The organism is Bradyrhizobium sp. UFLA06-24 (genome assembly GCF_054967145.1).
Genome location: NZ_JADFUE010000066.1, coordinates 21192 through 34043, shown reverse-complemented (window position 1 = coordinate 34043; position 12852 = coordinate 21192). Strand labels below are relative to the sequence as shown.

The following is a 12852-nucleotide window of genomic DNA, read 5'->3' as shown; positions in this document are numbered from 1 at the left end:
CCCTGGCAAGATCCTGCCGGTGCGCCACGCGATTGATCATTTCGTTCGGGATGATGCTCAAGAGATAGATGATCGTCTCGGCCGTGCCGGGCCAGAGATCGGGCGGCGCAGCGCCGATCGGCCAGTTCGGGTTGACGGCATAGAGATAGAGGTAGGCGCCGATGGCGATAGCAAATCCCATGCCCTCCAGCGCCATGAAGCCCATGGCGCCCCACCAGGGGCCGCTGCGCGGGCCGTAGCCATAGGTCGGCAGCTCGGCGACATTGCGGACGATGGTCTGTCTCACTCCTCGTCCTCCTTGCTGCCGCTCGGCCAGAACCAGCCGATCAAGGTGACCGCCATCGGCGGCGTGCCCCACAGCACGGCCCAGGGCGTGAAGATCGAGCCGATGAAGAACACCGTGGTGGCGATCGCCGTCAGCAGCGGCCAGATGCTCGGCTCGGGAGACGCCTCACGGATCTGCGGCTCGGCTTCCGCGAGCGAGGTCATGAGCACCTCGCGGCGCTCCACGCTGAGACCTGCGACCACAGGCAGGCTCTCGTTGTCGAACCAGAGGGGATCGCGATGTTTGACGATGGGAATGCGATCGAAGTTCTGCGGCGGCGGCGGCGACGTGGTCGCCCATTCCAGGGTCGAGGCGTCCCAGGGATTGTCGCCCGCCAGGGCCCCGCTGCGGAGGCTATGAATCACATTGACGAGCAATAGCGCGAAGCTGATCGCGAAGATGGCGGCGCCGGCGCTGGAGAGCAGGTTGAGGTGGGCCCAGTCCATGTCGGCGGTATACGTGTAGACCCGCCGCGGCATCCCGATCAGTCCGAGAATATGCATCGGGAAAAACGCGACATTGAAGCCGACAAAGGCGAGCCAGAAGTGCCAGCGTCCGAGCCGCTCGCTCAGCATCCGGCCGGCGATCTTGGGAAACCAGTAGTAGACGGCGCCGATGAGCGGGAACACGGCGCCGCCGATCAGCACGTAGTGGAAATGGGCGACGACGAAATAGGTGTCGTGCACCTGGGTGTCGATCGGCACCGAGGCGACCATCACGCCGGACAGACCGCCGATCACGAAGATGACGATGAAGCCGAGGACGAACAGCAGCGGCGTGCGGTAGACAGGGCGGCCATCCCAGAGCGTCGCAAGCCAGCAGAAAATCTGGAGCCCGCTCGGCACCGCGATCAGCATGCTGGAGGCCGTGAACAGGCCGGCGCCGAGCTGCGGCAGGCCGGTGACGAACATGTGGTGGACCCACAGGCCGAACGACAGGAAACCCGTCGCAATCAACGAGAGGATGACGACGGGGTAGCCGATCACCGGACGGCGCGCGAACGTTGCGAGGATCATCGAGACCATGCCGGTGCCGGGGATGAAGATGATGTAGACCTCGGGATGGCCGAAGAACCAGAACAGGTGCTGCCAGAGCAGGGGATGCCCGCCCGAAGACGAGTCGTAGAAGCGCGTGTTGACGAGGCGGTCCAGGATCAACGAGGTCGATGCGACCATGATCGAGGGCATCGCGAACATCACCAGGAAGCTGGTGACCAGCATGGCCCAGACGAAAAGCGGAATGCGGTCGAGCGTCATTCCCGGCGCGCGCAGCTTGAAAACGGTCACGACGATCTCCACGGAGACCGCGAGCGCGGCGACCTCCGTGAAGGTGATCATCTGCGCCCAGACATCTGGCCGCTTCGTCGGGGTGTACTGCAATGACGAGAGCGGAACGTAGGCAAACCAGCCGACGTCAGGGCCGACATTGAGCATGAAGGAAATCCAGAGGAAACAGCCGCCGAACAGGAACATCCAGTAGCTGAAGGCATTCAGGCGCGGGAAGGCGATGTTGCGCGTTCCGACCATCAGCGGCACGAGATAGACGGCGAATGCCTCCATGACAGGCACGGCGAAGAGGAACATCATCGTCGAGCCGTGCATGGTGAAGATCTGGTCGTACTTGTCGGCCGACAAGAACGTCTTCTCGGGGCCGGCGAGCTGAACGCGCATCAGCACTGCGAGAACCCCGCCGAGCAGCAGGAACACGAATGCCGTGACGATGTAGCGGCGCCCGACAACCTTGTGGTCCACCGACGCAAGTGCCCCGAAAAAGCCGGACGGCGTCCGCCAGAGGTTCTCGAGCCGCGTCGAAAGCTGCAGACCATTGAGCGCGTCGTCGCGCAGCTCGCGTTGCTCGGCCACAATGCTCACTTGAGCTGCTCCAGATAATGAAGAATCGCGATGAGCTCGTCCGATTGCAGCGGCATCTTCGGCATGTAGTTTCCGGGCTTGATGTGCTGGGGATCGGCGATCCAGGCCGCAAGCGTTGCCGGGGACATCGGCAGCGTTCCGGCCGCGACCGTCGTCCGGCTGCCGACATGGGTGAGGTCAGGGCCGAGCTGGCCGCCGGCGAGCGTACCGCGGATGCTGTGGCAGAGCGCACAGCCTCGCGCGCGGAACAGCTGCTCGCCCAGCCTGCCGAGCTGGTCGGCCGGATCGCGCGCGCTTTCGTTTTCGTGGTCGCGCCAGCGGCCGAATTCGTCCGGCGGCAGCGCGAGCACCGCGAAGGCCATATGGGCATGCTGAAGGCCGCAGAATTCGGCGCATTGGCCGCGATAGACGCCGGCATTCTTCGCTGTGAATTGCAGCTCGTTCTTCTGCCCGGTGATGAGGTCCATCTTGCCGGTCAGGCTGGGGACCCAGAAGCTGTGGATCACATCGGCGGACTCCAACTCGACCTTCACGGGCTTCCCGGCCGGAATGCGGATCTCGTTTGCGGCCACGAAGCTCCGGGCGGGGCTGTCGTCCTCGTAGCGGACTTCCCACCACCATTGATGCCCGATGATCTTGAGCGTGAGCGCGTTCTCGTCCTTGGCGAAGACTGTGCGTTGGCCGGCATAGCTGACGATCGAGAGCCCGAGCACGATGACCAGGGTTGCAAGCCCCAACACGAAGATGACGCGACCGCTGGCTCGCTCAAACGGCTGGTGCAGCGCGAGCGGCTGGTCGGCCGCGCGCTTCCGGCGCAGCATGCTTAGCCCAAGGACGATCACCACGGCGATCCAGACGAGGGCCGCGACGATCAGGAAGACGGAGAGAGTGTGGAATATCTCGCCGGATTGAAGTCCCTGCGGGTCGAGCGCGGACTGCCGGCCTGCGCAAGCGGCCAGCGGCAACGTCGCAGATGGCACCAGAGCCGTTCGCATCCGGACAGGCATCGATGTTCGCCATGCTCCCCTTTTCCGGGAGCGAACCGGACAAACGTTTGAAGGTTCCTATTCGTCATCGGAGCGGTTGGCGGCGTTGGAGCCGCCAAGCTCCGGAACGTCGGCGAGCGCGGAGGCGCTCGATCCGAGCTGCTTGATGACGCTGAATGTGCCGTCGGCCTCGAGCACGACCGCGCCGACATTCTCAACGCGGTCAATGCCTTGGTGCCGGATCGCGGCACGCACATCCGCCTCGGCGACGCGCTGCCGGCGCATCGCATCGTGAACGAATTTCCCGTCGAGCAGCAGCAGCGTGGGTTGTGGATTGACGACGACCCGCAACTGACTCCAGTGCGCCACGGCGAAGGCGATCACGAATTGCAGGCCGATCAGGATGGCGAAGCCAACCAATGATTGCGCAACACTGATGTTGCCGGAAAGAACGCTGTTGGCGAAGGTGGAGCCCAGCGCGACGGTGACGATCAGGTCGAAGGCGTACCATTTCGCCAGCGTTCTGGGACCCGCGACGCGGAGCATGATGACCAGAGCGACATAGGTGAACGTGGTGCCGATGGCAGTTCGTAACAGCGGCGCCCAGCCTTGATAGAAAATATGTCCAACATCGACCATCGGACTGCCTGACTAGAGCGGCCAACCCCGGGTCGCGATGAAGATTGCGGCGTCCGCCGCCGCCATCAAGAGCAGGATGATCAGGACAGCGATGACAGCTCCGGGCTGGGTAATCGCGCGAAGGTCTTCAGGCATTCATGGTCCTCCGCATCCTGGCGCTGAGCGGCGTCCATTTCCCGCGCCGCTATTGCTCATTCGCAGGCTCCCGCTAGATATTCGGGCAATGCGCGCGTGCCGCTGTGGTTCCTACGTTGGTTGCCGTGAGGAGAGGTCCTGTGTCCAGAATTGGCGTGATTTCGGATACTCACGGTCTGCTGAGGCCGCAGGTTGAACAATACTTGGCGGGCGTCACGCATATCATCCACGCCGGCGATATCGGTGCCGAGCATGTGCTCGAGGGCCTGCGCAGGATTGCGCCTGTCACCGCCATCAGAGGCAATGTCGACGTTGGCGGTTGGGCAGACCGGTATCTGGCCGCGGAGACGCTGCGCCTGGGTGATCACCGCTTCTATATTCTGCACGATCTTGCGGAATTGAAGGACAAGCGGCCGGGCGCTGTTGATGCCGTCATCTACGGTCATTCGCATCGTGCGAGCGTCAGGATGGATGCTGGAGTCCTTTACCTCAATCCGGGAAGCGCCGGGCCGCGGCGCTTCAGGCTTCCGATCACGCTCGCAACGCTCGATATCGGTGAGGGTGGCGAGCTGCTGCCGGTCATTCATACCCTCGACGAATCTCCCGGGCGGCCCGCATAAGCCGTCTTGAATGGTCGATTTCATACCAAAGCCGAAATGCAGACGTCGGGCAAAACACCTCGCCCCCCCTGTCAATCCCTTCTCATAAAAATATTCCACTTTACCGAAATTCGGAAATGTCGTATGTGTCGCCCATCCCGGCTCATCCTTGAGGGGCGGTCTCGAGTCGTCTTGATTGCGAGCCGGGCTTGCGGTGGACGCGGGCGGCGTTGGGCGCGAGAGGTGCGGGCAGGGCGGGTAGTCCCTGTGAGCCCGTAACCGCGCGCAGACGAACGGCGCTGTCAGGTTCGTCTCGCCAGCATGCTTCCGGCAACTTCGACGAAGCCGGGGGATCATGCGGCGAACAAGCGAGCCGTGCGTACGGCAAAACCGTGTGGTCCTGGCCGTCGTTGCTACGGTCAAGCCTGTCGCGGAGGTGTGGAGCGTCCAACCGGATCAACCACATCGTCAATTCGCGGGGTGAGGGAGGCCAGAGGGAAATCGGCTCCCGGGAGAGCACGGCATAAGCCGTCAAACCATCGCGCAGGGAAGGCCGAGTGTTCGGCGCCACCTGTATGCTGCTGTGCGGTCTTTTTGCGCTACATTTTCGCGCAGCGGACCGCGGGTGCGAGGTCGGCACCCGGTCTTCCCTGCGCCCTCTTGGTTCGAGAGGGCAGAACGGAAAGCAAAAGCTCGGGTGAAACACGCCGCGAGGCCGCAAAACTGCGTGCAGCGCTCGGTCCCATCGCTCGATTCAAGCGAGCACCGTAGCTCCCCGGGTTCGCTCGGCCGTCTCCATGTAGTTTCGGTCGACGACCCGCAGCGTCCTCCGCACCATGCCGTCGACGATTGCCGCCGACTTGCTGGGGCGCACATAGATCGCCGTGGATTTGAGCAACCACGGCAACACGGCCTGCTCCAGTCGTTCCTGATAGGCGTCGCGCATCATGTCGAAGGCCTGCAAGCCGGGACCGGCGAGAACGACGTGATGCGGGCGCAGCACCGATATTGTGGCGGCGACCGCCTCCGCGAGCGCGTTGCCGGCCTGCCGGAACAATTGCTCGAGGCGGGGATCGCCGTCCCGTGCCCTGTCCCGCAGCAGGGCCATCTGCGCTTCCGACGGTTGTTGCGAGGTCGCGGGCGGCAGGTCGATGATGGTGCGAGCGTCGCGGTAGAGCGCATAATCGGCGAGATAGGCCTCGACGCATCCGCGCTGGCCGCAGCGGCATTGCGGCCCGTTCGGGGCCAGCTTGACATGGCCGATCTCGCTGCTGGCGCCGACGCCCCAACGTGCCTCGCCGTCGACGACGACGCCCATTCCGACGCCGTGGCCGACCGTAATCGTGGCTGCAAGGCCCTCCGCCAGCGCCGGCTCGGCTGCAGCGAGGGCCAGAGCGACCGGGACGGCGTCGTTCGCAATCACCACATCCACCTCGAAGGTCCGGCGGATCGGCGTCGCCAGATCGACGTCGGTGACCGACAGCGCCGGGCTCCAGAGATGCCGTCCGGTATCGGCATTCACGATGCCTTGCAGCGCGATTCCAATGCCGAGCAGCCGATGGCGCGGCGTGCCCGTCGCCTCCAGCATGCTGTCGATCTGTGCGATCACGATATCACACAGCGCCGTTGCATCGAGCGCGCGGGTCTCGAGGGCAAGACGGGATTGCGCCAGGTCCGAGCCGCTGAAATCGGCGAGCAGCGTCTCGATCAGGTTCATGCGCAGGGAGACCGCGATGATGCGGCCGAACCCGGGATTGAGCGTCAGTTGGATGGCCGGCCGGCCGCGACGGCGGCCATTGCCGTCCGCGTCGTCTTCGCCGCCATCCTCGGGCCAGGCCGTCGTCGCGTCCGTCTCGGACAGCAGCTCTTCGGCCATCATCCTCGAGGTGATCGCCGAAATGGCCGGGAAGCTCAGCCCGGTGCTGCGGGCGAGCTCCACGCGCGGCATCGGGCCCTGGCGCCGCAGGGCTTCGATGAGGCGGCCGCGGTTCGATCCGCGAGCCTGGCTGGAAGTGCGCGTCGGCTTGAGCTCATCGTCCATGCGGCGTCCTTTAATTCGTCGGTTGAAATTATTCGACTATTCGACTTTCGTACATGCGGCACGGTGTCGTTCCAAACGCGGCAAATACGTCACATGTTACCGGCAATACTATTGCAGAGTGAAGACAGACTGCAGATCACGCTTGACGAGCTAATTACCCCCTCCTAATTTATTCACACACAAAATTAAATAGGGCGCAACAAGCGCTGGACGTCAACGCCGGGGGATACCGGTCTGACGAAAGGGAGGTAACACATGAACGGTTTGCTGAAGAAATGGATCGTGCCGTTTTGTGCGAGCGCAGCCGTGCTCGCCATGACATCGGGCCTGGCCGAGGCGCAGCAGAAAAAGACCATTGCGCTGGTCACCAACGTTGCTGCCGACTTCTGGACCATTGCTGGTCGTGGCCTCGAGAAGGCGCAGAAGGAGCATCCGGACTACAACATCGAATTAATCGTCACCAACGAGGGCACCGCCGCCGGTCAGCGGCGGGAGCTGGACGATCTCCTGGTGCGTGGCGTTGCCGGGATCTCCATCTCGGTGGATGACGCGCCGCACGCGACCGAAGAGCTCAACAAGGTCGCGGCCAAGACCGTGTTGATCACGACCGACAGCGACGCGCCCCAGAGCAAGCGTCTCGCCTATATCGGCACCGACAACATCGCGGCCGGCCGCCAGGCGGGCGAGGAGATCAAGAAGGCGCTGCCGAACGGCGGCAAGATCGCCTTGTTCGTGGGAACGATGGACGCGGACAACGCGCGTGAACGGGTGCAGGGCATCAAGGACGCGATCGCCGGCACCAAGGTCGAGCTGGTCGACGTGTTCACCGATCAGGTCGACTTCGCCAAGGCCAAGGCGAACATGGAGAACGTTCTCGTCAAATACCCTGATATCGCGCTGTTGTCCGGTCTGTGGAGCTACGAGACGCCGCTGATCTATGACGCGGTCAAGGCGGCGGGGAAGGCCGGCAAGGTGAAGATCGTCGGTTTCGACGAGGATCAGCGCACGCTGCGGGGTATTTCCGACGGCACGATCGAATCGACCGTCGTGCAGCAGCCCTATGAGTTCGGATACCTCTCGGCGACCAACATCATCAAGACGCTGAACGGCGACAAGTCCTGGATTCCCAAGGATAGCAAGCTGATCGTTCCGACCAAGGTGATCAGCAAGGCCAATGTCGCCGAGTTCACGGCGCAGTTGAAGGACCTGCTCAAGAAGTGACGTCAGCGCATTTCGGTGCCCGGCAGCTGTCTCTGCCGGGCGCTGGATGGGAGGGAGCGCCGAATGGTGGAGACGCTGCTTGAGCTCGCGGGGATCGGGAAGACTTATCCCGGCGTCAGGGCTCTCGATAATGTCAGCCTGCGCCTGCATCGTGGCGAAGTGCTGGGCCTTATCGGCGAGAACGGCGCGGGCAAATCGACGCTGATGCGCGTCTTGGGCGGCGTGATCGAGCCGAGCGAGGGCGTCATCCGCATCGCTGGCACGGAATACGCCCGCATGACGGTGGGCGAGGCGACGCGGGCCGGCATCGCCTTTGTGCACCAGGAGCTCAATCTGTTCGAGAATCTGGATGTTGCAGCCAACGTGTTCATCGGTCGCGAGAAGCTGACCGGCGGCCCGTTGAAGCTGGTGGACAGCGCACAAATGCGCGCCGGCGTGACGCCTCTGCTGGCGCGGCTGGGCGCCGACTTCACCCCCGATACGCTGGTCGGCGATTTGTCGATCGCGCAGCGCCAGATGGTGGAAATCGCAAAGGCCCTCTCGATCGACGCCCGTATCATCATAATGGACGAGCCGACCTCGAGCTTGACGATTTCCGAGACCGAACGGCTGCTCGAGGTAATTGCGGACCTGAAGACACATGGCATTTCGGTGATCTACATCTCGCATCGGCTGGGCGAGATCATGAGCTGCGCCGATCGCGTCGTGGTGCTGCGCGACGGGCGAACGGTGGGCGAACTGGCGCGGCATGAGCTCAGCCATGTCGCGATGATCCGGCTGATGATCGGCCGCGATCTGAAAGCGCTGTACACGCCGCCGAAGCGCCCGCCGCAGCCGGGCGGCTGCAACATCGTCGATCTCGTGACCACCGCTTTTCCCGACAGGCACATCAATCTCTCGGTCCGTCGTGGCGAGATCCTCGGGCTCGCCGGTCTCGTCGGCGCCGGCCGCACGTCCCTGGCGCGGACCGCCTTCGGCATCGACCCGCTGCTGGGTGGCGAGATCAGGATCGACGACGTGCCGGTCGGCGTTGCCTCGCCGCGCGACGCGATCGAACAGGGCATCTACCTGGTGCCGGAGGACCGCAAGAAGTCCGGACTGGTGCTGGAGCTGCCGATCCGGGAGAACGTGACGCTTGCAAGCCTGCTGAATTACGCGCGGATGTGGCTGGTCGACGGCGCGGCCGAGCGCAAGGCCGCGAATGAACAGGCGAGGCGCCTGTCGATCAAGGCGCCGAGCGTCGATATCGAGGCCGTGGCGCTCTCCGGCGGCAACCAGCAGAAAATCGTGCTGGGCAAATGGCTGTCCATGCAGCCGCGCGTGATGTTCTTCGACGAGCCGACCCGCGGCATCGATGTCGGCGCCAAGAGCGAGATCTACGCGCTGATGCGCGATCTTGCCGACCGGGGCGTGGCGATCGTGATGATCTCCTCGGACATGGAGGAGGTGATCGGCGTCTCCGACCGGGTGGCGGTGATGCATGAAGGCGCGGTCAGCGGCGTTCTGGAGCGCGATCAGCTCAGCGAATACAACGTGCTGCGGCTAGCGATGGGCCAGGCGGTGCAAACCACGGAAGTCGCTGCGTCATGACGAAGAAGGAACTTGGCCTCGCCGTGTTGCTGGTGGTCATCTCGGCCATCACGGGCATCATCAATCCGGCCTTCCTGTCGCTGGTGAACCTGCTGAACATGGCCAATCTCATCGGCCTGTTCGGCGTATTCGCGCTCGGCGAGGGGCTGGTAATCATTACCGGAGGAATTGATCTCTCGCTCGGCTCGATGTTCGCGCTGCTCGGCGTCGTCTTCATCGACCTGCTGACGACGTATCAGGTCCCCTGGCCGCTGGCGCTGTTGCTCGTCCTGCTGGGCGGAGTGGCGCTCGGCGCCATCCAGGGTTTCCTGATCACGCGGCTGAAGATGCAGCCGTTCATCGTGACCTTGTGCGGCCTGCTGATCTATCGCGGCACCGCGCGCTACTATACGAGCGACTCGACGCGTGGCTTCGGTTATGGCGACGAAGCCGCCACGCTCAGCAACATCGCCTCGGGCAACGTCGCGGGTATCCCGAACACCTTCATCTTCCTGGTCATTCTGGCGCTGATCCTCGGCGTTCTGCTGCACCGTTCGGTGTACGGGCGCTGGCTCTATGCCGTCGGCAAGAACGAGGAGGCGGCACGCTTCTCGGGCATCAGCACGAACCTCGTGATCGCGACCGCCTATATCATCAGCGGCGGCCTGGCCGGCGTCTCGACCGTGATGTTCGTGTTCTACACCAATTCGGTCTCGCCGAGTTCGTTCGGCAATTTCTACGAACTCTATGCGATCGCCGCCGCCGTCCTGGGCGGGTGCAGCCTGCGCGGCGGCGAGGGCTCCATTCTCGGAATCGTGCTGGGGACCGCGCTGCTCCAGGTGCTCCAGAATCTCGTCAATATCCTCGGCATCCCCAATTCCCTGAACTTCGCGGTGATGGGATCGGTGATCCTGATCGGTGTGCTGGCGGATCGGCAATTGCAGACCCGGCGGCAGCGGAAGATGGCGTTGGCCAGCATGGTCCGCACCCCATCCAAAGCGACGACGTCGCAAGGCGAGTCGGGCGCGCCACGCGGATCGGCGGCTTTGACGACAGGCACGGGCGATCGCCGATGACAGCTTAGCGCGTTACCCGCTGCAGGGCTTTGGGCGGGAGCGCGACAAGAAACAGACAAAGCCGGGGACGCTTGGAGTACTACAAATGCCGTTGCATAGATCAGTTTACGTCGCACGTCTGTGCGGCGCGGGGGTCGTTTTGTCATCACTGCTGAGCGGTGGAGCGAATGCCGCCGATCTTCTCACGAAGGCACCGCCGGTCCCTTATGCGACCGATGATTTCTGGACGAGGCCGTATCTGTTCGGCGATCTCGGCAGGACGAAGCTCAAGGAGCAAGGCATCGAGCTGGGCCTGACGCTCGGCGACGAAGCCGTCGGCAATCTGTCGGGCGGAAGCAAGAACACGGCGGCCAATGCCGGGCAACTGTGGTTTGGCGCGAAGTTCGACATGGGCAAGCTTGTCGGCATCCAGGGTGGCACCATCGGTCTTACATTGGTCGATCGTTTCGGAAAGAATCTGAATACCGAAGCGGGCATTCCCGCCTTGCAACTGACCAACGAAGTGTTCGGCCGCGGCAACATTCTGCGACTGACGCAGCTCTACTACTCGCAGAAGCTCTTCGATGACCGCCTCGAACTCAAGGGCGGCCGCCTTCCGGTCGGTTCGGACTTCTTCTTCGGTCTGTGCGAGTTCATCAACCTGACCTTCTGCGGCGGTCAGCCGGGCAACATCCAGGGCGGGTACATCTATAACTGGCCGGTGAGCCAGTGGGCCGGCGTCGTCCACTACAAGTTCGCCCCGGAGTTCACGATTTCTGCCGGCGTCTACGACGCCAATCCGAATTATCTCACGACCGACGATCCGACCGTCTATTTCCTGCCGGGCGTTCCTCACTCGACTCCCGCCAGCGGCGTGCTGGTGCCGGTGGAGTTGGTCTGGACACCCAAGGCTCCCTTGACCGGGACCTGGAGATTTGGCGGCTGGTATGACAGCGCCTCCACCATTGATGGCGGCATGCCGGGTATCATCTCCACCGTTCCGGGCGTCGGCGGCGTCCCGGATCAGAATCTCGGGGATCAGCGCGGCCGCTACGGCGTCTACGAATCGATCCTGCAACGCTTGACAGTGGATGGGGCCGGCGCGGTCGGGTGGTACGCCTTCCTCAATACGACGGTTGCCGATCACCGGACCTCGTACCAGGACTACCAGATCGCCGGCGGCTTCAAGCACACCGGAACGTTCGCCTGGCGTCCCCAGGACGAAGTCGGCTTCGCCGTGGGCACGACCCACGTGAACTCGGCGGCCCTCAGCCCCAACGCCGGCGGCAACGAAGTGCCGCTCGAAGTCTGGTACGGATGGCAGGCGACCGGCTGGATGAATCTCAAATTCGACGCGCAATACGTGATCAATCCCGGCGGGCGCGGCTACAACGGCGCGGGCGTGAAGACCGACAATGCCGTGGTTCTTGGTATGCGTACCGAGGTCCACTTCTGAACGGTGGCGCGTTCGATCAGAGCGCGCCGCACGACTTCGATGCATGCCCGTACTCGGGCATGCATCGTCGTCGTCAGATCCGGGCCGGCAGGAGCTCGCGCGCTGAGCCTACTGACGAAAAGGGCGCAGCGGGCGTCTCAGACCCAGCCGCCATCGACGATGTAGTGCTGCGCGGTGCAGGCGGAGGCTTCGTCGGAAGCGAGGAAGACGGTGAATTTCGCGACCTCGTCCGGCACGAGCCGGCGCTTCAGGCACTGTCTCTGCTGGAGTTCGATCTCGCCCGCCGGCGTCATCCATTTCTCGAGCTGACGCTCCGTCATGATCCAGCCCGGTGCGATCGCGTTGACGCGGATATTATTGGGGCCGTAATCGCGCGCCAGCGAGCGCGTCAGGCCGATCACGCCTGATTTGCTGGCGGTGTAGGCCGCCATGCCGCCCTGTCCCGCGATCCAGGATACCGAGCCGAAATTGATGATGGCGCCGGCGTTCGCGGCCTTCATGTCCGGCAGCACGGCTTGCGATGCAAAGAACTGGTGCTTGAGGTTGACGGCGATGCGGTCGTCCCAATATTCGGGTGTCATCTCCTCGGTCTTGTGCCGTTCGTCATGCGCGGCATTGTTGACGAGGATATTGATCGCGCCGTGCGTGTTGCGCGCCTCCGCCACGCCTGCGCGTAGCGCGGGGATGTCGGTCAGGTCGACGTGCTGGAAATGCGCAGCGAGGCCCCGATCGGACAGCTCGCGCGCCAGGCGTTGTCCCTCGTCGACCCTGATGTCGAAGAACACGACTTTGGATTTCTGCTCCGCGAACCGCCGCACGATCGCAGCCCCAATTCCCGCCGCACCTCCGGTGACGAGCACGACCTTGCCGGCGAGGTCGGAGTAAATGGCAGCCATGGATATCTCTCAATGTGTTGCGGGCGACGCGACGGGTCGCCCTGATTCTTTTCCGGACC

The 12852-nt window shown here is 63.5% G+C and carries 11 protein-coding genes and 1 pseudogene; 5 read left to right on the top strand and 7 right to left on the bottom strand.

Annotated features, from left to right (window positions below; genetic code table 11):
* From IF809_RS32230 to IF809_RS32210, 5 genes and pseudogenes are all read right to left on the bottom strand, one after another.
* Positions 1-286: pseudogene (locus IF809_RS32230) on the bottom strand (cytochrome c oxidase subunit 3); the annotation flags it as partial.
* Positions 283-2196 (bottom strand): cytochrome c oxidase subunit I, encoded by a 1914-nt coding sequence (gene ctaD / locus IF809_RS32225; RefSeq protein WP_462839548.1) that lies wholly within the window; start codon positions 2194-2196, stop codon positions 283-285. The pseudogene IF809_RS32230 and the gene ctaD, both read right to left, overlap by 4 nt.
* Complete coding sequence (coxB, locus tag IF809_RS32220; protein ID WP_462839547.1) at positions 2193-3203, bottom strand: cytochrome c oxidase subunit II; 1011 nt, start codon at positions 3201-3203, stop codon at positions 2193-2195. The genes ctaD and coxB overlap by 4 nt, the downstream gene beginning before the upstream one ends.
* 57 nt (positions 3204-3260) lie before the next feature.
* A complete protein-coding gene (locus IF809_RS32215; protein ID WP_462839546.1) occupies positions 3261-3821 on the bottom strand; it encodes a DUF421 domain-containing protein in 561 nt (186 codons plus the stop codon).
* Positions 3822-3833: 12 nt separating this feature from the next.
* Positions 3834-3956, bottom strand: a complete 123-nt coding sequence (locus tag IF809_RS32210; RefSeq protein ID WP_283814958.1) for a hypothetical protein — start codon at positions 3954-3956, stop codon at positions 3834-3836.
* A 140-nt stretch (positions 3957-4096) separates the two neighbouring features.
* On the opposite strand from IF809_RS32210, the gene IF809_RS32205 reads away from it, so the two are divergent.
* Complete coding sequence (locus tag IF809_RS32205; protein ID WP_462839545.1) at positions 4097-4576, top strand: metallophosphoesterase family protein; 480 nt, start codon at positions 4097-4099, stop codon at positions 4574-4576.
* A 733-nt stretch (positions 4577-5309) separates the two neighbouring features.
* Here the strand turns inward: IF809_RS32205 and IF809_RS32200 are convergent.
* Positions 5310-6596: an ROK family protein gene (locus IF809_RS32200; protein ID WP_128964395.1), complete on the bottom strand. Its 1287-nt coding sequence runs from the start codon at positions 6594-6596 to the stop codon at positions 5310-5312.
* A 255-nt stretch (positions 6597-6851) separates the two neighbouring features.
* Between IF809_RS32200 and IF809_RS32195 the strand changes: the two genes are divergently transcribed.
* The 4 genes from IF809_RS32195 to IF809_RS32180 all read left to right on the top strand — a co-directional run bounded on the left by IF809_RS32195 (position 6852) and on the right by IF809_RS32180 (position 11897).
* Complete coding sequence (locus IF809_RS32195; protein ID WP_128964396.1) at positions 6852-7817, top strand: sugar-binding protein; 966 nt, start codon at positions 6852-6854, stop codon at positions 7815-7817.
* A 63-nt stretch (positions 7818-7880) separates the two neighbouring features.
* Positions 7881-9407, top strand: coding sequence for a sugar ABC transporter ATP-binding protein (locus IF809_RS32190; protein WP_128964397.1), 1527 nt, complete (start codon positions 7881-7883; stop codon positions 9405-9407).
* Positions 9404-10462, top strand: a complete 1059-nt coding sequence (locus IF809_RS32185; protein WP_462839544.1) for an ABC transporter permease — start codon at positions 9404-9406, stop codon at positions 10460-10462. The genes IF809_RS32190 and IF809_RS32185 overlap by 4 nt, the downstream gene beginning before the upstream one ends.
* Before the next feature lie 85 nt (positions 10463-10547).
* A complete protein-coding gene (locus IF809_RS32180; protein WP_128964399.1) occupies positions 10548-11897 on the top strand; it encodes a carbohydrate porin in 1350 nt (449 codons plus the stop codon).
* A 137-nt stretch (positions 11898-12034) separates the two neighbouring features.
* Here IF809_RS32180 and IF809_RS32175 read toward each other — a convergent pair whose 3' ends face one another.
* Positions 12035-12793: an SDR family NAD(P)-dependent oxidoreductase gene (locus IF809_RS32175; RefSeq protein WP_462839543.1), complete on the bottom strand. Its 759-nt coding sequence runs from the start codon at positions 12791-12793 to the stop codon at positions 12035-12037.
* Positions 12794-12852: the final 59 nt, after the last annotated feature.

Excerpts from the sequence above, each read along its gene's own strand:
- coxB (WP_462839547.1), bottom strand. The coding sequence starts at position 3,203 with ATGCCTGTCCGGATGCGAACGGCTCTGGTGCCATCTGCGACGTTGCCG.
- IF809_RS32215 (WP_462839546.1), bottom strand. The coding sequence starts at position 3,821 with ATGGTCGATGTTGGACATATTTTCTATCAAGGCTGGGCGCCGCTGTTA.
- IF809_RS32210 (WP_283814958.1), bottom strand. The coding sequence starts at position 3,956 with ATGCCTGAAGACCTTCGCGCGATTACCCAGCCCGGAGCTGTCATCGCT.
- IF809_RS32200 (WP_128964395.1), bottom strand. The coding sequence starts at position 6,596 with ATGGACGATGAGCTCAAGCCGACGCGCACTTCCAGCCAGGCTCGCGGA.
- IF809_RS32195 (WP_128964396.1), top strand. The coding sequence starts at position 6,852 with ATGAACGGTTTGCTGAAGAAATGGATCGTGCCGTTTTGTGCGAGCGCA.
- IF809_RS32190 (WP_128964397.1), top strand. The coding sequence starts at position 7,881 with ATGGTGGAGACGCTGCTTGAGCTCGCGGGGATCGGGAAGACTTATCCC.
- IF809_RS32185 (WP_462839544.1), top strand. The coding sequence starts at position 9,404 with ATGACGAAGAAGGAACTTGGCCTCGCCGTGTTGCTGGTGGTCATCTCG.
- IF809_RS32180 (WP_128964399.1), top strand. The coding sequence starts at position 10,548 with ATGCCGTTGCATAGATCAGTTTACGTCGCACGTCTGTGCGGCGCGGGG.
- IF809_RS32175 (WP_462839543.1), bottom strand. The coding sequence starts at position 12,793 with ATGGCTGCCATTTACTCCGACCTCGCCGGCAAGGTCGTGCTCGTCACC.